General features: G+C 61.0%; 20 protein-coding genes. 13 read left to right on the top strand and 7 right to left on the bottom strand.

What is annotated here, in order from left to right; translation table 11 throughout:
* Positions 1 to 249: 249 nt before the first annotated feature.
* A complete protein-coding gene (locus tag SFY93_RS01290) occupies positions 250 to 1,176 on the top strand; it encodes an AraC family transcriptional regulator (protein ID WP_231078897.1) in 927 nt (308 codons plus the stop codon).
* 296 nt (positions 1,177 to 1,472) lie between these two features.
* The gene (locus SFY93_RS01285; protein WP_320445779.1) at positions 1,473 to 2,105 is read left to right on the top strand and encodes an HAD-IA family hydrolase; all 633 of its coding nucleotides are present in this window, start codon (positions 1,473 to 1,475) and stop codon (positions 2,103 to 2,105) included.
* Positions 2,106 to 2,271: 166 nt separating this feature from the next.
* Here the strand turns inward: SFY93_RS01285 and SFY93_RS01280 are convergent, their stop codons facing one another.
* The 3 genes from SFY93_RS01280 to SFY93_RS01270 form a co-directional block, all read right to left on the bottom strand.
* A complete protein-coding gene (locus SFY93_RS01280; protein WP_320444434.1) occupies positions 2,272 to 3,210 on the bottom strand; it encodes an IS110 family RNA-guided transposase in 939 nt (312 codons plus the stop codon).
* Positions 3,211 to 3,476: 266 nt separating this feature from the next.
* The gene (locus SFY93_RS01275) at positions 3,477 to 3,809 is read right to left on the bottom strand and encodes a PepSY domain-containing protein (protein ID WP_175368097.1); all 333 of its coding nucleotides are present in this window, start codon (positions 3,807 to 3,809) and stop codon (positions 3,477 to 3,479) included.
* A gap of 244 nt (positions 3,810 to 4,053) precedes the next feature.
* Positions 4,054 to 4,227, bottom strand: a complete 174-nt coding sequence (locus SFY93_RS01270) for a DUF2283 domain-containing protein (RefSeq protein WP_349255062.1) — start codon at positions 4,225 to 4,227, stop codon at positions 4,054 to 4,056.
* Between the two features lie 128 nt (positions 4,228 to 4,355).
* On the opposite strand from SFY93_RS01270, the gene SFY93_RS01265 reads away from it, so the two are divergent.
* From SFY93_RS01265 to SFY93_RS01245, 5 genes are all read left to right on the top strand, one after another.
* Positions 4,356 to 4,799, top strand: a complete 444-nt coding sequence (locus tag SFY93_RS01265) for an SRPBCC family protein (RefSeq protein ID WP_320445778.1) — start codon at positions 4,356 to 4,358, stop codon at positions 4,797 to 4,799.
* Between the two features lie 60 nt (positions 4,800 to 4,859).
* Entirely contained in the window at positions 4,860 to 5,513 is a 654-nt protein-coding gene (locus tag SFY93_RS01260; protein WP_320445777.1) for a dihydrofolate reductase family protein, read from the top strand.
* A 332-nt stretch (positions 5,514 to 5,845) separates the two neighbouring features.
* Positions 5,846 to 6,112, top strand: coding sequence for a hypothetical protein (locus SFY93_RS01255; protein WP_320447661.1), 267 nt, complete (start codon positions 5,846 to 5,848; stop codon positions 6,110 to 6,112).
* A 251-nt stretch (positions 6,113 to 6,363) separates the two neighbouring features.
* Positions 6,364 to 6,546: a hypothetical protein gene (locus SFY93_RS01250; RefSeq protein ID WP_320445776.1), complete on the top strand. Its 183-nt coding sequence runs from the start codon at positions 6,364 to 6,366 to the stop codon at positions 6,544 to 6,546.
* A 49-nt stretch (positions 6,547 to 6,595) separates the two neighbouring features.
* On the top strand, positions 6,596 to 6,727 hold the full coding sequence (locus SFY93_RS01245; RefSeq protein WP_320445775.1) for a helix-turn-helix domain-containing protein: 132 nt from the start codon (positions 6,596 to 6,598) through the stop codon (positions 6,725 to 6,727).
* Between the two features lie 131 nt (positions 6,728 to 6,858).
* Here SFY93_RS01245 and SFY93_RS01240 read toward each other — a convergent pair whose 3' ends face one another.
* Both SFY93_RS01240 and rpmB read right to left on the bottom strand, forming a co-directional pair.
* Positions 6,859 to 10,251, bottom strand: a complete 3,393-nt coding sequence (locus SFY93_RS01240) for a P-loop NTPase fold protein (protein WP_320445774.1) — start codon at positions 10,249 to 10,251, stop codon at positions 6,859 to 6,861.
* Positions 10,252 to 10,513: 262 nt separating this feature from the next.
* Positions 10,514 to 10,816 carry a 50S ribosomal protein L28 gene (gene rpmB / locus SFY93_RS01235; RefSeq protein WP_089267758.1) on the bottom strand — a complete coding sequence of 101 codons (303 nt, stop codon included), beginning with the start codon at positions 10,814 to 10,816 and terminating at the stop codon, positions 10,514 to 10,516.
* Positions 10,817 to 11,188: 372 nt separating this feature from the next.
* Here rpmB and SFY93_RS01230 point away from each other — a divergent pair, with 372 nt between their 5' ends.
* From SFY93_RS01230 to SFY93_RS01210, 5 genes are all read left to right on the top strand, one after another.
* Positions 11,189 to 12,160: a DUF3108 domain-containing protein gene (locus tag SFY93_RS01230; RefSeq protein ID WP_320445773.1), complete on the top strand. Its 972-nt coding sequence runs from the start codon at positions 11,189 to 11,191 to the stop codon at positions 12,158 to 12,160.
* Positions 12,161 to 12,675: 515 nt separating this feature from the next.
* Complete coding sequence (locus SFY93_RS01225; RefSeq protein ID WP_320445772.1) at positions 12,676 to 16,143, top strand: helicase-related protein; 3,468 nt, start codon at positions 12,676 to 12,678, stop codon at positions 16,141 to 16,143.
* A 48-nt stretch (positions 16,144 to 16,191) separates the two neighbouring features.
* The gene (locus SFY93_RS01220; protein WP_320445771.1) at positions 16,192 to 16,461 is read left to right on the top strand and encodes an RNA-binding S4 domain-containing protein; all 270 of its coding nucleotides are present in this window, start codon (positions 16,192 to 16,194) and stop codon (positions 16,459 to 16,461) included.
* Positions 16,462 to 16,612: 151 nt separating this feature from the next.
* Positions 16,613 to 16,951 (top strand): ferredoxin FdxA, encoded by a 339-nt coding sequence (gene fdxA / locus SFY93_RS01215; protein ID WP_068730400.1) that lies wholly within the window; start codon positions 16,613 to 16,615, stop codon positions 16,949 to 16,951.
* Between the two features lie 259 nt (positions 16,952 to 17,210).
* Positions 17,211 to 18,275, top strand: a complete 1,065-nt coding sequence (locus SFY93_RS01210; RefSeq protein WP_414717033.1) for a CarD family transcriptional regulator — start codon at positions 17,211 to 17,213, stop codon at positions 18,273 to 18,275.
* 84 nt (positions 18,276 to 18,359) lie between these two features.
* On the opposite strand, the gene SFY93_RS01205 is transcribed toward SFY93_RS01210, so the two are convergent.
* Together SFY93_RS01205 and SFY93_RS01200 are read right to left on the bottom strand one after the other, a co-directional pair.
* Positions 18,360 to 19,823, bottom strand: coding sequence for a M48 family metalloprotease (locus SFY93_RS01205; protein ID WP_414716832.1), 1,464 nt, complete (start codon positions 19,821 to 19,823; stop codon positions 18,360 to 18,362).
* A 101-nt stretch (positions 19,824 to 19,924) separates the two neighbouring features.
* A complete protein-coding gene (locus SFY93_RS01200) occupies positions 19,925 to 20,713 on the bottom strand; it encodes a thermonuclease family protein (protein ID WP_320445770.1) in 789 nt (262 codons plus the stop codon).
* A gap of 231 nt (positions 20,714 to 20,944) precedes the next feature.
* Between SFY93_RS01200 and SFY93_RS01195 the strand changes: the two genes are divergently transcribed.
* Positions 20,945 to 22,114, top strand: coding sequence for an ABC transporter substrate-binding protein (locus tag SFY93_RS01195; protein ID WP_414717128.1), 1,170 nt, complete (start codon positions 20,945 to 20,947; stop codon positions 22,112 to 22,114).
* Positions 22,115 to 22,149: the final 35 nt, after the last annotated feature.

Genomic DNA, 22,149 nt, shown 5'->3' with positions numbered 1-22,149 from the left:
TCTGGACGCGCAAGGCGGGGAGTTCGACCCGATACCCGTATGGCCTGGCAGATCCGAGGCCCGCGGGCGGCTCGCCGATCTGCTCTGTGGCTGACGCTGTTATCGCAAACGCAGCCGCGTCGGTGTTAGCGCGATCCTGCATCTGTTTTGCACGATCCTGCAAAAGTGATCCCGCAGCCATTTCCCTGCCACGGCACTGCACCTAGATACACCTCGGCATAAAAGGCCTGCCGCTTGAGGGGTTTGCGTGTGACCGAGACGATTCGTGAGATTGCCGACATCATTGCCCGTTACGCCGCCAATGGCAGCGACCATCCGACCGGCCTCGCCAGCCTCTATCTGAAGCGGCAGACCGAGCCGACGCAGCTCGTGCATACCGCGCAATGGCCGTGTTTCGGCCTCGTGGCGCAGGGCGCCAAGCGGCTGCAACTGGGCACCGAAACCTACACCTATGCCGCCGGCGATTATGTGCTGGTATCGCTCGATCTGCCGATGTCGTCCTGCATCGTCGAGGCCTCGGAAGCGCAGCCGCATCTCGGCATGGGCTTTGCGATCGATCCGCAGCTGTTGAAGGAGGTGCTCGGCCGGTTCGGCAACGGCCATGCCGATGCGCCCGCGCATCCGCAGCTCCCCGAGCGCGGCGTTGTCGTCGCCAAGGCCTCCGCCGATCTGCTCGACGCCACGCTGCGGCTGCTCCGCCTGCTCGACCGGCCGCAGGACATTCCGGTGATGGCGCCGCTGCTCGAACAGGAAGTGCTGTATCGCCTGCTCGTCGGCCCCTATGGCGCACGTCTGCGGCAGATCGCGCTGGCCGAGAGCCCGAGCAACAAGGTCGCCAAGGCGATCTCCTGGCTGCGCAGCAATTATGCCAGCCCGCTCCGCATTGAGGATCTCGCCGACCGCGTCGGCATGAGCGAATCGTCGCTGCATCACAATTTCAAGACCGTCACCGCGATGACGCCGATGCAGTATCAGAAGCAACTCCGCCTGCACGAGGCGCGCCGCCTGATGCTGGTCGAGCGGCTCGATGTCGGCAGCGCCGGCTATGCGGTCGGCTATCAGAGCCCGTCGCAATTCTCCCGCGAATATGCCCGGCTCTACGGCCAGCCCCCGATCCGCGACGTCGGCTCCGCGCGCGGCCCGGTGCTCGGAGGCGAGGCCCGCGTCGCGGGGTAGCTCTTTCTTCCCTCTCCCCCAGGCGAAGCGAAGCTTCGCTAGGCGGGAGAGGGTGGCGCGTAGCGCCGGGAGAGGGGGACTTTCCGCACGCGCGGAGTTCGCTTCAGCCGCGCTCCGTCCTCTCCCCACGTCATTGCCGGGCAGCGCGAAGCGAGCTTCGCTAGATGACCCGGCAATCCACCTTAAGCCGCGAGCGCAGACGAAGATGGATACGCGGGTCAAGCCCGCGTATGACGTCGGAGTGTGAGGCGGCGTGGTCGATTCATAAAAGCGGCCGGGTAACAAAAGGGAAGAACATGATCTCTGCGGTGATCTTTGATTTCGGCGGGGTGATCACCTCCTCGCCCTTCGAGGCCTTTGCGCATTACGAGCAGAGCCATGGCCTGCCGAAGGACATCATCCGCCGCACCAATGCGGACAACCATTTCGAGAATGCCTGGGCGAAATTCGAGCGCGCCGAAATCGATCTCGCCACCTTCGATGCGCTGTTCGCCGCCGAGTCCAAAGCGCTCGGCGCCGAAGTGCCCGGCCGCGATGTGGTCAAGCTGCTGAAAGGCGAGATCCGCCCGGAGATGGTCGAGGCGCTGCGCCGCATCAAGCAAACATTCAAGACCGGCTGCATCACCAACAACCTGCCGGCCAATGCCATGGGCTCCACCGACGGCCGCGCGCTCTATGTGGCCGAGGTGATGGTGCTGTTCGATCACGTCATCGAGTCCGCCAAGATCGGCCTGCGCAAACCCGATCCGCGCATCTACACGATGATGACCGACAAACTCGCAGTCGATCCGAAGACTTGCGTCTATCTCGACGACCTCGGCGTCAACCTCAAGCCCGCGCGCGAGCTCGGCATGACCACCATCAAGGTGACGAGTGGTGCGCAGGCGCTGGCCGAGCTCGAAGCCGCGACGGGATTGAAATTGAGGTAGGCGCTGACGCTACTCCAGTGTCACGACGCACCGTCGGTCATGCCCCCTCTCCCCTTGCGGGAGAGGGTCGGGGAGAGGGGTAGCCACAAACTCCGTCGCCCGCGGCCCCCTCTCCCGGCGCTACGCGCCACCCTCTCCCGCAAGGGGAGAGCGACTGTCTTTTTGGTCAAGCGTTTTGATGCTGCCATGGGGTCTTGTCTCGCAGGATGGCGTTGAGGATGGTGAGCAGCTTGCGGGCGACGGCGATGATAGCGACGAGCTTGGGCTTGCCGGCGGCGACGAGCTTGTCGCGGAACAGTTTGAGCTGCGGATTGAAGCGGGCGGCCACCATCGCTCCCATGAACAACACGCGGCGTACATTGGCCCGGCCGCCGCCGATGAAGCTCTTGCCGCGCCACTGGCCGGATTGCCGGGTCCATGGCGCCAAACCGGCGAGAGCCGCAATCTGACGACGATCGAGTGTGCCGAGCTCCGGCAGTTCGGCAATCAGGCTGCGCGCGATGGTCGGACCGATGCCGGGCACCGACGCCAGCAAGTCTTCTTTCTCGGCCCAGGCCGGCGATCCCCGCACGTGATCGCCGATGTCGTCGTCCAGTTCGGACAACTCCTTCTCCAGTGCCTTGTGGAGCCGGGCGATGCTCTTCTTCAGGCGCGGATTGCTGACGCGCCGCGCACGCTGGCCTTCCGCGGCCATCATCTCAACGATCTGGCGCCGACGCGCCACCAGATCGGCTAGCAGCCGCGTCGTGGCATCGGGAAGCGGCCGCAGTTGCGGTTTGGTCGCCTCGGTAAAATGCGCGATCACCATGGCATCGATCGGATCGGTCTTGGCGCGCTTGCCGAGGGCGTTGGCAAAGGCGCGCACCTGTGCCGGATTGACCACCACCACAGGCAGATCGGCGCCGGCCAATCCTGCGGCGACCACCGTCTCGAAGCCGCCGGTCGCCTCGATCGCCACCACCAGTGGCGGTCGCGCTTTCAGCCGCGCGATCAGATCATCGATCCCCGCACCATTGCGGGCAACCGCAAAACTCTCACCGCCCGGACGCATCGCCACGTCCAACCGATCCTTCGACACATCGATGCCAACATAAATCGCGTCCATCTGATCCCATCCTTGCGCAACCGGGCTTGCTGAGCGGCCCAAGCGACTGTTCGGGTTCGATGGAACGGCAAGCAAGGACCCGCGCTCTCCCACGGGCTTGGTGTCCCTCAGGTTACTCGGTCTCCCGCCTGCCACCGCTCCGCATAGCTTAGCAGAAACGGCGGGAGGCAAGTTACAAGGGGAGCCATTCGCGTCGGCGCCTCAAAAGCACACACAAAAAACAAACGGCGCGCTCATCGCGCGCCGCTTGCTCACTTCCCACCCGATCAGATAATCGACCGATCCACATGGCGCACTTCGCCGGTGCGCGCATCGATGTCGACCTGGATCCACTTGCCGTATTGATCGCGGCCCTCGATCTCCCATTCGTTGTCATCGAAATGGGTGTTCTGCACCGTCACCACGCCGATCCCCGAGGCGATCGCCAGCGCATCCTGCAGCGTCAGCGGGCCCGATGGCACCACCACGGCGGCCCGCGGGGCGGGCTGCCGCATATAGACGTCGGCGGCGAACGCCGGCGCAGCCGAACCGAGCGCGCCCGCCAGTGCCAGCGGAAGCAAGGCCTTCGAAAATACGGCCTTCTTCAAAATCTGTTGCATCGAAATCTCCTCATCTGTCCCACGCGCCGCATGCGGCGCAACCGGGTTAAGAACGGTGCACGCTGCACTGCGTTCCCGGAGGAAATGAGGCGATTTGGTGCGGGAAAAGCGGTGATGCGCTATACTGGCAGCAGCACATCAGCACTCTCACGAATGAGATTTTTGGTCGAGGTCAGTGATGACAAAGAAAGCTGGCAAAGCGTTGGTGAAAAACCGCAACGTCCGCGGGTGAGGGGCCTTGCGCTTACTCTGCTGCGCTCACCGCTGGCAGCGCGAACGTCTCGATGCGCGTGAGGTCGCGCTTGCCGAATGCCTGATCGATAGCGAAGCCCACCACATCGCCGTTGGCATCGAGATCGACCATCAGCCCTGCGACGATTTCCCGGCTCCCGGCGCCGGGCGCATCCTTCAGCGCGATATAGAGACTAGGATTTTTATTCCGCTGAGATGTCGGGGCCTGGCGGCCCCGTTCGTCATGGATGTATCGGGCGGCGGAAGCTGCCCGCCGGACGACAACCGAAGTAACCGAGCCACAGGAAGAAGCCCATGCCCAGCACGATCCGTCTGCATCGCGTCATTGCCGCCAGGCCGCAGAAGCTCTATCGCGCGTTCCTCGAACCAGACGCGATTGCGAGTTGGCTCCCACCCTACGGATTCACATGCACCGTCCATGAGCTGGATGCGAAGGTCGGTGGCCATCACAGGATGTCATTCCGGAACTTCACCACGGGCGGCAGTCACGCCTTTGGCGGGACCTATCTGGAGCTCGTTCCCGGTGAGCGTCTCGTCTACACCGACCGCTTCGATGATCCCAACCTGCCGGGCGAGATGAAGGTCACGGTGACGTTGAAGGCCGTGTCTGTCGGCACGGAGGTGAACATCGAGCAGCAGGGCGTGCCCGACGTGATCCCGCCCGAGGCCTGCTATCTCGGCTGGCAGGAATCCCTGCGCAAGCTCACGAAACTCGTCGAGCCCGAGATCAATCAGTAGCGCTGTCGCTTCCGGAACGGCTTGGGGAAATTCAATCAACAGCAGGAAGGAGCGCCAGCCATGGCACTCGCCCGTGTCCAACATGTCTCCGTCTCGCTCGACGGTTTCGCCACCGGCGAAGGCCAGAGCCTTGACGCGCCGTTCGGCCATGCCGGCGAGCGGCTGCACCAATGGATGTTCGCGACCCGATGGGGGCGCCAGATGCTCGGCCAGCCCGGCGGCACGGCGGGCATCGACGACGCGTTCCTGCGGCTGTTCGCGCCCGGGATCGGCGCCGAGATCATGGGCGCCAGGAAGTTCGGTCCTCCCACATGGCATGAGGATCCGGACTGGAAAGGCTGGTGGGGTCCCAACCCGCCGTTCCACACGCCGGTCTTCGTTCTCACCCATCATCCGCGCGCATCGATCGAAATGGAGGGCGGCACGGTGTTCCACTTCATCGACGCTTCGCCTGCCGAGGCCCTTGAGACCGCCCGCGAGGCTGCGGCCGGCAAGGACGTGCGCATCGGCGGCGGTCCCACCACGATCCGCGACTTCCTTGCCGCCGGGCTCGTCGATCACATGCACATCGTGGTGGTTCCGATCCTGCTTGGCCGCGGCGTGCGCCTGTGGGATGGCGTGGAGGGTCTTGAGAAGGACTACGAGATCGAGACGACATGCTCTCCCGGCGGGGTCGCACACATGACATTCGCTCGAAAGCACCAACCGCTATGAGAAACTGCGCCAGAAACCGATCCCAAAATCCCATGTCGTCGAACTGCCGAAGGCGTTCGGTAACGGCGCGCTCCACGACATGAGGAACCGATGGTCCGTTTGGCGTAGGGGAGTGCCGAGACCACCAGATCGATGATGAGCGTTTCGTCGCAGCCTGTGATCGGAATATTCGTAAAGCGCCTCAGGTCGCGCCGGGGCAGCCTCGGGAGGCCGGGGCTGGCTGGCGCGATGCGCGGAAACTGCAATGTTGCATTGCGGTATTGAACTGTTGCAATGCAGCAAAAGAAGTCTAGGCTCCCTCGTTCAATCCTACGAGGAGATTAACAGTGAAGATGACCTTATCGATCGCCGTCGCGGCCGTGATCTCGATTGCGGGTGGCTGCGCCGGCTTCGCTGCGGAGTTGCCGACCTATGGATCGGCGGGTTTGCCGATATCGGCGGTGCAGGTTCGCGTGCTGGGAGCTGCGAACGTCCAGGAACAGTCGGCGGCGCCAACCTCCACGGCGTCCGTGCATCAGCTGAGAGTTCTGGCACCGCGGACGGAAATGACGACCGCGACGGCACCAACCCGGACCGAAACCGCTCGCTCACTTCGTTGACCGGCACCTCGTACCGATATCGCCGCGTCTTTCATTTTCGAAAGGGCTTCGCGTGCACATCAGGGCGGTGCCGCACCTCTCCCCGCCGGGGAGAGGTCGCCGCGTCTTCGCGGCGGTGAGGGGGCTCAGGGCAGACGGGCGATCCATCTGCTCAATGTTACCAATCCCGTGATATCTCTATCAGACGAGAGGTTCGCGATGACCTCGACAGCTAAAAAACCCGACTAACAAAGGGCGCGAAAAAGCGTGCGATGACGGCCGGCAAAAAGGCCGGGACAACACGCGTGAAAAAGGGCAACACGCGCCTGACCCTGGAGCTGCTGGAAACGGCGCGTCACATGCACGCCGGCGGTGTTCTGACGGACGTTGTCCGCGACAAGATCACGATGCGTCACCTCGGCGGTGCCGCCACTCTTGCAGATCGGGTGAACTGACGGGCGCGGACATCAAGGCGCTTGCGAGCAGGCCAATCTCAGCCAGGCGGTGTTTGCAAGCTACCTGAAGCTGACGGTCGGCTATGTCTCCAAGCTCGAGCGCGGCACGGAAAGCCCGAAAGGACCGACGCTTGTGCTGCTCGATGTCATCCGCCGCAAGGGCTTTGAGGCGATTCTTTGAGTGCGATAAGAGCCGTGAGTTGCGCGCGCCGCGTGCGGCGCAACCGGGTTAAGAACGATGCACGCTGCACTGCATTCCCCGGAGGAAATGAGGCGATGTAGTGGAAGATTGTAAGGAGAGGTAGTGTGAATCTAGTCCGTCCTTTCCTTATCCTCTTCCTTATCCTCTCCGCTATCCTCACTCCGTTGTTCGGCTTGCTTTCGCTTCTTGGTGAGATTGATTCCGAGCGATTTCGCTACTGTAGTTGCGGGTTCGGAACTTTCAGATTCAGAAAGAGCGACTAATTTTTCGACTACGTACTCTTTAGTTGATCGATCCGCTCTTGATATCCATCCCTTTATTTCTGCTTTATTCTCTGCAAACCAAGGTGTGCTTGCGTCTAATCGATCAACGAGTGGCAGCACAATTTTTCGAACGGCGTCGTCCGGTCGACTTCTAAAATCGCCTCCGGTCAGAAGGCGACTCTCGCCAGCAAGGATGATGTCTGTAGAATGGACGTTCGATGGCGCGTTCAGAATCTTATCTTTTATCTCTTTTAGAAGGATGTCTGCTCTGTTTTCGTCGAGCAGGCCCATGACGATAAACCAACTTTTTATCTTCGAGAGGCTAGCCGCACCATTTTCTAATGTGCTTTCAAATGAGGCCATCAGTCCTCGAAGAAGAGAGTCTCCCATCGTGCTTCCTTGACCGCCAAACTTCACCGCATTCAAAATGGCGGGCATCGGGTCGGCGCCGTCTAAAAGTCGACCGGACCATTCCGTTTCGTCGAAGTTAGAAGCCTTTTTCAGTACTAACTCTCTAAAATGCTCGCCTGTCGTTGTGTCCTTGGAGATAAAATAATTTACTATGCTACACTTACTATCATTTAAATCACCATCCTCCATGCATTCCCAAAACGTTTCGTATTCGGGAAGCTGCTCGATGAATGCCGCCTGATCGTTTGAATCTAGGAGATTTGCATAGATTGGGAGCCGTTCGACAATATCGCTGACAGGCAGGCGACCGAGTGTCTTCGCCCGCACTCTCTTGGAAAATATCGGTTTTAGGATCTTTGATATCTCTGCATTCTTGCCAGAAGAGGCCACAAACTCAGCGAACGTTCCGTATAACCGAATTCTATTATCGACGATGTCGTAGAGTTCAGGGCGGTCATTCAACGTCGTCGTCATATCGGCAGCTAGTTGCCGCCCGGCCTCCGAGTTTCCTATGGCCGTCGGCTGTTGAAAGGTTGGGTTCACGAGAATCAAGAGGCAAATCAATGCTGCCTCAAGTTCGCGTTGGTTCTGACTGTGTGCATTATATAGTGCATCCAGCAGTGTACCTTCCGACAGCGATTTTAGTTTAGCGTTTAGCGCTTTGTTCGGTGCAAGCATCCGCATTCGACCAAGAAGGTCGAGCGCATTCATGTCAGCTACGTCATTTCGAGCGCCAGCTTCAATATGCTGACCGGCGGCGTCTACTAGAGGGCTCCAGTCCCAAGAGGTCTTTATTTTCGACAGCTTCTGCAATCTGGGTACAGAATCGAGTTTAAAGCTCGAACCCGAGGCGTCTAAGGACGCCTGATTGATAACGGCGGCGATCGTCGAGCTCGGCCGAAGGTAGCTTAAGAGGATTGAATCAACGGCGGTAAGGTCTGCTACACTTAGGAAGAATGTTGCATCGCCAGGAACTCGAAGAGTTTGAACGTCTGTTCTTGCGTTAGCAGTTCCGCGAACTATTGCCTCAGCCGAAGCTTGCCAGTGCTTCGCGTTATTTTCGATTGCGGGAAATGTATCGTGTACTCCTTGCAGGGTTGCTTCGACCCGATAAGTGAAAAGCGGCTGCTCATTTGCTGGACAGCTAACCAGCTGCGCCGTAATCCCCGAGGCCGTGAGAGGCGACATCTCACGCCACGGCTTCGGATTGGAATAGCTGGTTCGTAGAATCTTCTCGATTTCGATAAGTCTGGGGGAGCGCTTTAAGTCTGCGGCCGCCATTAGAGCGGACGCCCTGGCGCCAAGCTCTATGTCGTATGGTTGCTGTGTCAGCCCATCTTCGATTGCCTTCTGAAGCACCGCCTCAAATCCTACCGCAACGGATAAGTCCTTGAAGAAGGCGACCTCGTCATCTGAGTTGTCATAGAGGGACGAATTTATCTTCGGGAGAAGTAAGACTTGAAGCACCCGGTCAGGGGGGACACCGTAATGTATGGCTGCAATACCTTCCGCCCAGCGCTCATCAAATCGCTTTATGTAGAGATCGTCTGAATTCAGGTACCGCTGGAAGTCGTTTTCGATGCCGGGGCGATTTATGGCATAATAGCATAGTGTGCTGAAGGGTATTTCATTTTGCCACTGCGACTGGAGGGTCGCTATTTCGTTTATCAGAGCGTTTATGTTCCGTGGGGTAACGCCGCTGCTCGTTTCAATAATCCAAACCTCGTAGAGTTTAGTCGCGATAAAGATGTCTTCATCTGTAATTCCGTTGAATGTATTGCGTAGTTTTTCGGCCAGATAGCCGTGCCAGCCAGACTGAACTGGTGGATTTACTCGAAAAACTAGATCGAAAGTCTTGTCGATAAACGACTGGGCAAGCTCCTTGGCATCCTCCTTGGCCTTGCCATACATTTTATGAATGGCGCTTGGATCTAGAGGTAGCAGGACCGTCGGCGATCCCTCAGTCTTCTGCGCTTGGTTGAAATTTTTCGTTTCATCGACGAAGAAGCTGCGAACCGTGGACCAAATGGCAATAGCCTCTGTCTCAGGTATTCGATCAAGGTTGTCGATAACGAAAACAAAACGGCGATCGGTAGCTTGAACGCTAGCCATAACTCGCTTGAATACCTCTTGAAATTCAATTGCAGTGGGATCAGGCGTTTTTATTGTTCTCGTTTTGATGCGTTCGACTGCTTTGTTCACAAACATTGAAAACACGGCCGTAGTGTCACCCGTCCTTCGAAGCAAAACGTAAGCTGCGATCGCAGCAAAAACCGGAGCTGCTATCAGAAAATACCCAATAGTCGCTACTGAGAGTGTGTGCCCAAACCACGTTGTGGTCAGTTTGCTGTCCGCAAGTTTCCATCCGTATGCAGTGATCAGAAGCGATGCGGTGATCAACTTGCCTGGTAGGGTGAGAGTGGGAGTTGTTGTTATGTCATTGTCTTCAACACGGCGATTTAAGCGATCTAAATCGTACTCCCACTCCTTGGCCGTCGTTAGCCCCTGTGAGACGAGGAAGCGGATAAGGCTTTCGATGAATGATCGCCTAGGCGGGTCGTTTTGATGAAGCCACGTGTCATAGGTGAAAAAGAATGTTTTCTTATTATCGAGGTCCGGTTGACCTAGTTTGCCTTCTACAAGTCGAACGATAGTGGACTTGCCGCTGCCCCATGGCCCGAGGATGCCAACTACTCGAGTCTGAACCGATGACTGTATGACGCGAGCTATGACTCTTGCGACCCGTTCATGTGATCCAAAGAAGTCTTCCGGAGCAGCTTGATCGGATATGAAGGTAGGGGAGGCAATCTGAGTGGCTTCGTGGTCCATACTTCCCCCAGGTTGTTGGACATCAAGCGCCGTAGTCTCCCACGGCACTTTGTCTTTCCAGTATTCTTCTTGTTAATTTGCAACTAGCACGATTCTTGCGCGCGGGCGAAGCTTGTCGGGCGTCCGCGTAGCCATTTAGGCGCATGGCACGATTCCAAGACTTTCGATTGATCGCACTCGATCTCGCAGTCGCACGCAAAAACGGCCGGATCTCGCGATCCGGCCGTTCTGAATTCTAAAACTTAAAGTCCGATCGAAGCGATCAGGCCGCGACTGCTGCGGTCTCGGCCTTCTTCTTTTCGATGGCGCGCTTGAGCAGCACGGCCTTCTGGGAGAGCTCGCTCTCGCGGGCCTTGATCAGATAGGCGTCGAAGCCACCGCGGTGGTCGACCGACTTCACGGCATTCGCCGACACGCGCAGACGCACGCCGCGGCCGAGCACGTCGGACAGGAAGGTCACATTGACCAGGTTCGGCAGAAACCGGCGCTTGGTCTTGATGTTCGAGTGGCTCACCTTGTGGCCCACCTGGGGGCCCTTCAGTGTCAGTTCACAGCGCCGAGACATGGCGAAAATCCTCTGTCATCCCCGCAGCTAAAAGGCGAAGAGCCCAAAGCCGGGCAGGGGGTCAAAAATCACGTCCATTTCAGGAGTGGCGGACGTATAGGGGGCTTGGCCGCGATCGTCAAGATATCCGGCCAGCGAAAGTCGCGGCAAAACCGGCAAAAGCCTGCGCTTTCGGGGGCTGTATAGCCCGTCCTACGAGCGGAAACCACATGGAATCTGGCGCGGTTCCCATCATATAAACGACGTATTCGGGCCGGAAACAGGTCGCTCCAGCCCAATTGAGCGATGCGGCCCTGCGCCTTTGGCCGGGGATCGCCGACCAGGTGATATCAGCAAGTGAGCCTTCGCACGCCCCGCTTTGTGACCCGACCGGTGACCACCCCGCGGACCGCCACGCCTGCAAGAGTGCGATTTGCGGGCTTTGGCGCGCGTTTCGCCGTCGCCGCGGGCCTGATGCTGCCGGTTTTGCCGGTGGAGGCCTCGGCGCAGGCGCAAGGCCAGATCCAAAGCCAGACGCAAGGCCAAGCTCAAGGCCAGAGCCCGGCCGCCGTGCCGGTTCAGGCCCCCGCGCAAGCGGTGTTGGCGGGCGGCAAGCTTGAAGCCAAATATGAAGCCAGCCTCGCCGGCATTGCGGTGGGCAAGGGCCAGTGGGCCATCGACATCAACGAAGACCAGTATTCCGCGACCGCCAGTGGCGGCACCGCAGGTCTGCTGAAGGCATTTGCCGGCGGCTCGGGCTCCGGCCAGTCCACCGGCCGCGTGGTCGCGGGCGCGCTGGTGCCGTCGAATTATCAGGCCGTCACCACCTCCGCGAAGAAGTCCGAGACGATCAAGATGCTGATCACGCCGGGCTATGTGAAGGAGTTCTCCATCGAGCCGGAGCCGCCGCTCGATCCCGAGAAGATTCCGATCACCGATGCGCATCGCCGCAACGTGATCGATCCGATGACCGGCTCGCTGATGCGCGTCGGCGGCACCGGCGAATTGCTGACGCCGGATTCGTGCCGCACCGGCGCGTCGATCTTCGACGGCCGCATGCGCTACGATCTCAAGCTGGACTACAAGCGCATGGAAAGCGTGAAGGCCGAGAAGGGCTATCGCGGGCCTGCCATCGTCTGCGCCGTCTATTTCACGCCGATCGCCGGCTATGTGCCCGACCGCGCCGCCATCAAATATCTTGCCGCCCAGCGCAATATCGAAGTGACCCTGGTGCCGATCGCCGGAACCCGCGTACTGGTGCCCTATCGCATGGTGGTGCCAACCCCGCTCGGCGTTGCCATGCTGGAAGCCACCGAATTCGTCACCACCCCCGCGCCGGCCAAGGCCGTGGCGAAGACGAACTGAGAGAACGAGGCAAGTTCTAAAGGAGGCGGCTCCACACACCGGCCTCATCCTGAGGAGCCGCGCCCTTGCGCGGCGTCTCGAAGGATGGTGACGGGTCTTGGCCCCGCCAGCTCATGGTTCAAGACGCGCGAAGCCGCGCTCCTCACCATGAGGGACCGAGACGGGACGCTGCCGCAGCTTGGCCGCAAGACAAAGTGCGCCATCGCAGCATCGTCGCAAACGCGCCGCAGGATTTGCGCAGGATCCCGGCTTGACTCAAAGCCGGTTCGGAGTCCGTGCGCTGTTCATAACTTCGGGGATTTGTCGGCCCTTGTTGCGCTGTCACAAACTTGATCTAGTCAGTCTCGGAGAATGTCAGCGCGAGATGTTGGGGTGACGCGGCCAGGGAGGTGCCGAGTCACCGATTCGGGCCGCTTTCGTTCCGGACTCGTTCCAAACCATCAAAAAGCGCGGCTCTGAAGCGTCGTAACCTGTCTCGGTCTTGACAGTCGGCGACGCGGAAATATCTGAAAAACATGGCCTTTTTGTCTTCTCCGCCCACGCTGTCCAACGGCAGGGCCCCCGGCGCCGGCGTCACCGCAGTGCTCGGCCCCACCAATACCGGCAAGACCCATCTCGCCATCGAGCGCATGCTCGCGCATTCGTCGGGCATTATCGGCCTGCCGCTGCGGCTGCTGGCGCGCGAGGTCTATAATAAAATTTTGGACCGCGTCGGCCCCGAAGCCGTGGCGCTGATCACCGGGGAAGAGAAGATCAAGCCCGCCAAGCCGCGCTACTGGGTGTCCACCGTCGAGGCGATGCCGCGGGATCTCGACGTGTCGTTTCTGGCCGTTGATGAAATCCAGATCGCCGCTGATCTGGAGCGCGGTCACGTCTTCACCGATCGCATCCTGCATCGCCGCGGCCGCGACGAGACGCTGCTGCTCGGCGCCGCCACCATGCGCCCGATCATCGAGCGGCTGCTGCCCGGCGCGAGCATTGTGACACGGCCGCGTCTGTCGCATCTGGAATTTGCCGGCGATCGCAAGATCACGCGGCAGCCGCGCAGGACAGCGATTGTCGCGTTTTCGGCCGACGAAGTTTACGCCATCGCCGAACTCATCAAGCGCCAGCACGGCGGCGCGGCAGTCGTATTGGGCTCGCTGTCGCCGCGCACCCGCAATGCGCAGGTCGCGATGTTCCAGAACGGCGACGTTGACTACCTAGTAGCAACCGACGCGGTCGGAATGGGCCTCAATCTCGACGTCGACCACGTCGCCTTTGCCAGCGATCGCAAATATGACGGCTACCAATTCCGCCGCCTGACGCCGTCGGAATTCGCGCAGATCGCCGGCCGCGCCGGCCGCGCGACACGCAACGGTACCTTCGGCACCACAGGCCGCTGCGAGCCGTTTGAGCCGGAGCTCGTCAATCAGTTGCAGAACCACATCTTCGAGCCGGTGAAGGTGCTGCAATGGCGCAATTCGAAGCTGGATTTCTCATCGATCGCGTCGCTGCAGGTGTCGCTAGCGGAGGTGCCGCGCCACGAGGCGCTGACCCGTGCGCCGATCGCCGAGGACCTGCGCGTGCTCGATCATGCCGTCCGTGACGTCGACGTGCGCGAAATGGCGCAGGGCAAGGCCGCCGTCGAGAAACTGTGGGATGCGTGCCAGATTCCAGATTACCGCCGCATCGCGCCCGCTGCACACGCAGAGCTGGTAGTCACTATCTTCAACTTCCTGATGCAGCGTGGGCGCATCCCCGATGCCTGGTTTGGCGCTCAAATCGCGCAAGCGGACCGAACCGATGGCGATATCGACACATTATCGGGCCGAATCGCGCAAATCCGGACCTGGACATTCGTGGCAAATCGTCCCGATTGGCTCTCAGATCCTGATCATTGGCAGGGAATTTCGCGCGAATTGGAAAATAAACTGTCAGATGCCCTTCATGAGAGGCTCACTGAGCGTTTCGTTGATCGTCGTACCAGTGTATTGATGCGCCGCTTGCGGGAAAACACGATGCTGAATACTGAAATTGGTAAGACGGGCGAAGTGATCGTAGAGGGCCATGTAATTGGCCGTCTCGACGGATTTACATTTTTGCCCGATGCGGCCGAGGCTGGCTCGGATGCGAAGGCCTTGCAGGCCACGGCGCTGAAGGCGCTGGCCGGCGAGATCGACGCGCGCGCCGAGAAACTCGGCAATGCACCGGACGATCAGTTCGTGCTCGCCTCCGACGGCACCATGCGCTGGACCGGCGATGCGGTGGCCCGTCTGGTCGCAGCCGACGATGTGCTGCATCCCCGTCTCCGCATCATCGCTGATGAGCGCCTCTCCGGCGCGCCGCGCGATGCGGTTCAGGCTCGCCTCGATCTCTGGCTGAAGACGCATATCGAGAAACTGCTCGGGCCGCTGTTCGATCTCACCAAGGCCGAAGACATCACCGGCATCGCGCGCGGCATCGCCTTCCAGCTCACTGAAGCGCTGGGCGTGCTGGAGCGGCAGAAGATCGCGACCGAGATGAAGGACCTCGATCAGCCGTCGCGCGCGACCTTGCGCAAATACGGCGTGCGCTTCGGCGCCTATCACATCTATATCCCTGGCCTGCTGAAGCCTGCGGGGCGTTCGCTCGCGGCGCTGCTCTGGGCGTTGAAGCAGGACAATGTCGACATGTCGGCGCTGTCGAGCGCACAGCATCTCGCAGGGTCGGGCCGTACATCCTTCCCGGTCGACAAGCTGCTCGATCGCGATGCCTATCGCGTGCTGGGCTATCGCCAGTGCGGGGAGCGCGCCGTGCGCGTCGATATTCTCGAACGTCTGGCCGACCTGATCCGTCCTGCATTGGCGTGGCGTGAAGCGTCGCCCGGCGAGAAGCCCGCCGGTGCGTTCGATGGCCGCCACTTCGTGGTGACGCAGGCGATGACCTCGCTCACCGGCTCGGCCGGCGAGGATTTCGCCTCGATCCTGCGTGCCCTGGGCTATCGCATGGAGAAGAAGACGCCGCTGCCGCCGGCACCGCCGAAGCCGGTCGCTGCGACGACGCCGATTGAGGTCAAGGCTGACGACAACACCGGCGATCAGCCCGACGCCCTGGTAGGACTTGCCGAGTCTGACAAGCCCGGTGAGGACAATGTCATTGCGGTCGAGGCTGCCGCTGAGGCGGCCGAGACGGCTGAGATCGCGGCTACGGATGTCGCACCTGCCGAGGTTGCGACCGAAGCAGCCCCGGCCGAGGAAGCTGCAGCCGCCCCGTCGGCATCGCTGTTGCCTGAAGTCGCGCTGGTGCCCAGCACCGCGCCTGAGGCTGCGCCCGTTGAAGAGACGGCTTCCGTCGAAGCGCAGCCAGAGCCCGCTGCGGCCGTTGCCGAAACCGGGACTGTTGCCGAGACCGCAGCGGCTGATGCTGCTGCGCCTGCCGAGAGCGACCCCGCTGCGGCGGTTCCTGCCGTCGCTGCCGAGCCCGAACTGGTCGAAGTCTGGCGCCCGGGTGGCCGTTCGGAAGAACGCCGTCCGCCGCGCCATGACCGCAACCGCCACCATCGCAACACCAACGCCCCGCAGGGCGCTGCGCAGTCGGCTCCCGCCGAAGGCGCCGTGGCCGATGGCGCGCAGCGTGAGCGGCACGATCGCGGAGGTCAGGGCCGCCGCGATCGCAACAATAACAACGAGTTCCGCCGTCCGCGCAGCGATGCACCGGCCGCCGCGGTCTCCGCTGAAGGTGCGCCGAACCGCGACAACCGTGGCAATCGCGGTAACCGCGACGGCAAGCCGGGCGAGGGTGGCCGTCCGCCGCGTGAGCGCGAACGCTTCCAGGGCAAGGGTAAAGGCCCCTTCAAGGGCGGCGACAAGGGCCGCGAGGGCCGTGGCAACGACCGCGGCGGGGCGACCCGTCCGTTCGCCACATCGGCCGCACCGCGCGAACGGGACCGTCCGATCGATCCGAACTCCCCCTTCGCGAAACTCGCCGCGCTCAAGGAACAGCTCAGCGGTCGCAAGGATTGATACAGGTCATGTGAGGCGGCGCCGTGCCGCCATTTGGTGGTGTGTCGATTGGAGCGCCAGCGTCTCGATAAATGGCTGTGGCACGCGCGGGTGGTCAAGGCCCGCACCAGTGCCGCTGCGCTGGTGGAAGGCGGTAAGATTCGCATCAATGGCGAGCGCGAGAAATCGCCGAGCCACGGTGTGAAGATCGGCGACGTGCTCACGGTCGCGCTGGATCGCACCGTGCGGGTGATGAAGGTCGAGGGCTTCTCGGAACGGCGCGGCGATGCCACTGCGGCGCGCGTGCTCTATACCGATTTGCAACACGTTCCGGAGTAACTATCTAGGCCAGATGCCGCGTCCAACGATGGTTTCGTGGCAGGCTTTTCCCTTGGTCGAAATGCCCTGACCTATGCCGGCCGCATCCCTTGCGGCAGCGGGGTTGGTGCGCTACGCAAACACTGAATATCGATCGTTTCCGGAGTTCTGGATGACTTACGTCGTCACCGACAATTGCATCAAATGTAAATACACCGACTGCGTCGAAGTCTGTCCCGTGGACTGCTTCTACGAGGGTGAAAACATGCTGGTCATCCATCCGGACGAATGCATTGATTGCGGTGTCTGCGAGCCCGAATGCCCGGCGGACGCGATCAAGCCTGATACCGAAGGCAATATCGAGAAGTGGCTGCAGATCAATCTGGAACACGCCAAGACGTGGCCGAACATCACCCAGAAAATCGACGAACTGCCCGAAGCCAAGGAATTCGATGGTCAGGAAGGCAAGTACGAGAAGTATTTCTCGGCGGCGCCTGGTAAGGGCGACTGAGTTCCCCGGTCACAGCGATCAAGCAATTGATTGGGTGACCCCGATACCCCCAGCCACACGAAATTTACCCTAGCCCCGATTATGCCCCGGAAGCGGCCGCCCAGCGGCTGCGACAGGGCATAAATCATTGATTTTTGCGGGAAATGTGCTATAATAGGCACAATTCAAGAAGCTGGACCATGTGGTGCCGCTCGATTTGGCCCTGCCGGGTTCCCGTTTAAACATCAAACAGGGGCGTGGCGGTTTCCACGCGCAGGCTGTGTCACAGAAAACGCGTAAAAAGAGTGTTTCCAAGGCTGCTGTTTCGAAGAAGGCTACTGCTTCGAAGGTTTTGGATCCGAAGGCTTCCAAGAAAACAACTGCGGCGAGCCGCGTTGTGAAGGGTCCTGCTGCGAAGAATTCTGTCACCAAAGGCCGTGCCCGGGCCCCTGTCAAGGACACCCGGACCGCCGCGAAGGCTGCGGCTGAAAAGTCCTCCAAAAATAAAAGAAGTGCAATGCCCAACAAGACTGCGAAACCTGCCCCGAAGGCTGCTGCTTCGAAGACCACTGCCGCCAAGCCTGCTGCGCCGAAGACGGCTGCGAAGGCTCCTGTGGCCAAGGCTCCGGTTGCTGCGCCCGCTGTGAAGGCTGCTGCGCCGAAGGAAGCTGCCAAGGTTGCTGCAAAGCCCGTGGCCGCCAAGCCGGCGCCCGCTGCGGCTCCGCGCGTCGAAGAGCCGAAGAAGCCACTGACCCAGCGTCAGGGCTTCAAGACCAACGAATTCGTTGTCTATCCGGCGCATGGTGTTGGCCAGATCCTCGCCATCGAAGAGCAGGAAATTGCAGGCGCCAGGCTTGAACTCTTCGTGATCAATTTCATGAAGGACAAGATGACCCTGCGCGTTCCGACCGCGAAGGTCGCGAATGTCGGCATGCGCAAGCTGTCCGAGCCCGCGCTGGTCAAGCGCGCGCTGGAGACACTGAAGGGCCGTGCCCGCATCAAGCGCACCATGTGGTCGCGCCGCGCACAGGAATACGAAGCGAAGATCAACTCGGGTGATATCGTTGCCATCGCCGAAGTGGTCCGCGATCTGTTCCGCTCCGACTCGCAGCCCGAGCAGTCCTACAGCGAACGTCAGCTGTATGAAGCAGCTCTCGATCGTCTGTCGCGCGAAATCGCTGTGGTTCAGCACGTCACCGAAACCGAAGCGGTCAAGGAGATCGAAGGCCAGCTCGCCAAGAGCCCGCGCCGTGGCGCCAAGGCCGAGGCAGGCGCCGAAGCCGGTGCTGACGAGGCCGACAGCGATGGTGACGATGATGTCGCCGCCGCGGACGAGGCTGCATAAGCAGCGTCTCGCAAGTTGAATACGAAAAGCCCGGCCGAGAGGCCGGGCTTTTTTGTTGTCGATGAGCAAGTACTTGGGTGGATCTCAATCCACCACGACCTTGACGCGGTCGCGGGCTTTCACGCTGGCATTGTTCTCGAGCCCGTTCAATACGCGGAAGCGCTCCAGTGGACGATCGACGCCGCTCATGCGATGCGACAGTGACTCCACGGTGTCTCCGGGCTGCACGGTGATCACCTTGATGCGCAGCGGACGGGCGGCCTGAATCTCGGCCAGGGTCAGGCGGCGGAACGAGTTGACGGTGTCGCGGGCGTTGCGTTCGCTCTCGGTGCTCTTCTGCTTGGCAGCGAAGATGAAGCGGTAGACGTCGCTGCCGAAGCGCAACGCGTAAACGCGGAATTGCCACTGGTCGCCGCGCGCGATGGCGGACGCTGCCGGGAAGCCGTTGATGGTCAGTTCTTCCGTGGTGGCTTTGTCGACATTCTCCATCCATCCGGAATTGAGGTAGTCGCTCAGCGTCTGTTCGGATGGTACGCGGACCACGTCGAAGCGCATGGCCTGATTGCCGCCTTCGCGCACGCCGATCACCGCCTGCGCCGTATTGTCGAGGGTGAAGGCCTCCGGCGCCTGGAAGGTGAAGCCGAGCTTGGGATGCAGGAAGCGGCGGCCCCGCACGAAACCCTCGCTCGGGTCCTCGCCATAGACGATGCCGTCGATGGCCGAGAGATAGGTCTCGCGATCGCGCTCGCCGCCGTCGGGCGAGGAATATTGCCGCGCATTGGCCTGCGCGTTCTGCACGCGCTCCGGCGTTGCCGGATGCGAGGACAGGAAGTCCTGCGCGCGGGGGTCCAGCGGTGTGCGGCTGGCCTTGAGCGCGGCGTTACGCTCCATCGCCGCGAGAAAGCGCGACGCGCCATAGGGGTCGAACTTTGCGCGGGCCGAGATGCCTACGCCTATGCCGTCGGCTTCGAATTCCTGCGCGCGAGAGAAGCTCGCCATTGTCAGTTTGGATTTGGCGAGCGCGAGCGCAGTGAGATCGGGATCGCTGCCCATATCGGTGACGACGCGCGTGACGATCGATGCCTGCCGTGCCTGCTCCTCGCGGATGGACGCGTGTTTGGCGAGCACATGCGCCATCTCGTGCGACAGCACCGATGAAATCTCGGATGTATCACTGGCCAGCGCGATCAGGCCGCGCGTGACATAGAGTTGTCCGGTCGGCAGGGCGAAGGCGTTGACGGCGCCCGAATTGAGGATCGTGACCTTGTAGGCCAAGTCCGGTCGCTCAGAGGCTGCGACCAGCCGATCGACGGTCTTGGTGATCAGTGATTCCAGCCGCGGGTCGTCATAGGCGCCGCCATAGGATGCGAGGATGCGCTCGTGTTCTTTCTCGGCGGCCGGGGTCTGCACCACGGCAGGCTTCGGCGGCTTGGCTGGCACCGTCGGCTTGACCGACGAGGCGGCCTCGAACCGGCTGGCATCGCCGCAGGCCGATAGAGCGAGCGCGGCGCACAGCAGGGCAGGCGCAGCCCAAAGGCGGCGGCTCAAGCTGGTTTGCCGTCCCACACCCGTCACGTCGTCCACTCTCTGCCCAAACAGCCCATTCGCCCAAATCATCTTCGCTCAAGCGGTCTTGCTGCCCAAGTGGCCTACTTGTCCCCGACCACTTCGATCTGCCACACCCCGAGCGCCTCGATCCGCGGCCCGCCGCGCCTCTCGATCCATCCCCGAACGCGAATATGTCGTCTTTCCAGGGACTTAAGCATAATTCCTGCCGTCTCGAAGGCGGCTATCATGCGCCTTGAAACGGTCACCGCAAAGTCCTCAGTCCAGCGACGCCCGAAATTGACGTAGGTCACCGTCCCGGCCTGGCGAACCGACAGAACCCGCCCCTCGACCACCCCGAAACGCCCCACATCGGCCAAGATATCGCCGGGACTTTCCGCGTTTTTTATGACGTTGGTTTGAGCCCAGATTCCGCGCTTCAGCCGGCGGGCCCAGCCTTCTGCAGCGGCGAGTTCCGCCGCACAGGCCTTGTCGGAAATCGCGCCAGAGGCGAGGGCGGCGCCCTGTGCCAGAAGCTGCGCCTGGAGCGACGGCGCAGTGGGATCGACGAAGACAAAAGCCGGTTGTCGGCCGTAGCGATCCGGCATGTCGCTTTCGCCGTACAAGGTGACATTACGGCCGGAGGCCAGTGCGAAGAGATCATTCGTCGGCCCTGATGAGTTTGCGATCGGCTCGATCCCCGCCAGACGGATCACGTTGCCGTCGCTCAAACGCAATGTTCTGACATCGATCACGTCGGCGACACGACCTTCGCCCTGGGCGGCGAACATGCAGGCCGCCGACGCAGATTGCGCGGATGTTGAAATGGCGATCACTGCCAGCAACAGCGTTGCGGCATGCGACACGTCACACTTTGCTGATGCGGCACGCATCACGCCACCTTGCGAGCTCCGGTCAACCTCTCGTCTATCATAGCCAGCAATCCATTCCGCTTTGCGGAAAACCTTGATGTCTTTGCAGCTATTCTTGGCAGCGCCGCCGCTTGCCGCTCTTGTTCCATTGCGGCATGATCGCGATAACAACAACACCGCGCACGAACAACAACGGCGCGTCTGAGGGAGGGACTTTTGAAGAAGATCATTTCAGGTCTGCTGGCGTCAGCAATGGCATTCGCGGCCACAAGTGCCATGGCGCAGACCAAGCCGCTGAAGCTCGGTGCAATTCTCGATATGTCGGGCCTGTATGCCGATATCACCGGCGTTGGCAGCGAGACCGCTGCTAAGATGGCTGCGGAAGATTTCGGCGGTGAAGTGCTGGGCCGTAAGATCGAGATCATTGCTGCGGACCATCTCAACAAGGCCGATCTGTCCGCCAACATTGCGCGCGACATGCTTGATAATCAGGGCGTCGAGGCGATCATCGACGTTGCGGCATCGGCGACCGCGCTGGCTGCGAGTGAAATCGCGCGCGCGCGCAACAAGATCATCATCTTCAACGGTCCAGGCTCAATCCGCCTCAGCAACGAGGCCTGCGGCCCCTATACGGTGCATTATGTGTTCGACACTTACGCGCAGGCCAATGTGACCGGTCTCGCCACGGTGAAAAACGGTCTCGACACCTGGTTCTTCCTGTCAGCCGACTATGCATTCGGCGCGGACCTTGAGAAAGACACCACGGCCGTCGTCACCAAAGCTGGCGGCAAGGTGCTGGGCTCGGTCAAGCATCCGCTGAATACGTCGGACTTCTCGTCCTTCCTGCTGCAGGCGCAGAGCTCCAAGGCCAAGGTCGTCGGCCTCGCCAATGCCGGCGGTGACACCATCACCGCGATCAAGCAGGCGGCCGAATTCGGCCTGACCCGCAGCGGTGGCCAGAAGCTGTCGCCGCTGCTCGCCTTCATCTCCGACATCGACAGCGTCGGTCTCGATACCGCGCAGGGCCTGATCCTGGCGGAAGCGTTCTACTGGGATCTCAATGACGAGACGCGCGCTTTCACCAAGCGCTTCCAGGAGCGCACCAAGCGCGTGCCGACATCGGCCCAGGCCGGCGTCTATTCATCGGTGCTGCATTATCTGAAAGCGGTGAAGGCCGCCGGCACCACGGACTCGGCGCCAGTCATGAAGCTCATGAGGGAGACGCCGATCAACGACATGTTTGCCAAGAATGGCCGGATTCGCGAGGATGGCCGCATGGTGCATGACATGTACCTGTTCGAGGTGAAGAAGCCGTCGGAATCCAAGGGCCGCTGGGACGACTACAAGCTGCTCGCGACCGTTCCCGCAGAGCAGGCATTCCAGCCGCTGGAAGCCTCGCGCTGCCCGCTGGTGAAGAAGTAATCGTCGGGGCCCGAAGCTTGCCGGACGATCAAGAA

This window comes from Tardiphaga sp. 42S5, assembly GCF_034044155.1.
GTDB lineage: Bacteria > Pseudomonadota > Alphaproteobacteria > Rhizobiales > Xanthobacteraceae > Tardiphaga > Tardiphaga robiniae.
The sequence above is the reverse complement of the archived record's forward strand: the minus strand, read 5'-3'. Positions and strand labels throughout refer to the sequence as shown.

Bases quoted from the DNA above. Each gene is read 5' to 3' on its own strand.
- SFY93_RS01255 (WP_320447661.1), top strand. From the start codon at position 5,846: ATGACCTTATCGATCGCCGTCGCGGCCGTGATCTCGATTGCGGGTGGC.
- SFY93_RS01195 (WP_414717128.1), top strand. From the start codon at position 20,945: ATGGCATTCGCGGCCACAAGTGCCATGGCGCAGACCAAGCCGCTGAAG.
- fdxA (WP_068730400.1), top strand. From the start codon at position 16,613: ATGACTTACGTCGTCACCGACAATTGCATCAAATGTAAATACACCGAC.
- SFY93_RS01285 (WP_320445779.1), top strand. From the start codon at position 1,473: ATGATCTCTGCGGTGATCTTTGATTTCGGCGGGGTGATCACCTCCTCG.
- SFY93_RS01200 (WP_320445770.1), bottom strand. From the start codon at position 20,713: ATGCGTGCCGCATCAGCAAAGTGTGACGTGTCGCATGCCGCAACGCTG.
- rpmB (WP_089267758.1), bottom strand. From the start codon at position 10,816: ATGTCTCGGCGCTGTGAACTGACACTGAAGGGCCCCCAGGTGGGCCAC.
- SFY93_RS01265 (WP_320445778.1), top strand. From the start codon at position 4,356: ATGCCCAGCACGATCCGTCTGCATCGCGTCATTGCCGCCAGGCCGCAG.
- SFY93_RS01225 (WP_320445772.1), top strand. From the start codon at position 12,676: ATGGCCTTTTTGTCTTCTCCGCCCACGCTGTCCAACGGCAGGGCCCCC.
- SFY93_RS01260 (WP_320445777.1), top strand. From the start codon at position 4,860: ATGGCACTCGCCCGTGTCCAACATGTCTCCGTCTCGCTCGACGGTTTC.
- SFY93_RS01240 (WP_320445774.1), bottom strand. From the start codon at position 10,251: ATGGACCACGAAGCCACTCAGATTGCCTCCCCTACCTTCATATCCGAT.
- SFY93_RS01250 (WP_320445776.1), top strand. From the start codon at position 6,364: ATGACGGCCGGCAAAAAGGCCGGGACAACACGCGTGAAAAAGGGCAAC.
- SFY93_RS01275 (WP_175368097.1), bottom strand. From the start codon at position 3,809: ATGCAACAGATTTTGAAGAAGGCCGTATTTTCGAAGGCCTTGCTTCCG.
- SFY93_RS01280 (WP_320444434.1), bottom strand. From the start codon at position 3,210: ATGGACGCGATTTATGTTGGCATCGATGTGTCGAAGGATCGGTTGGAC.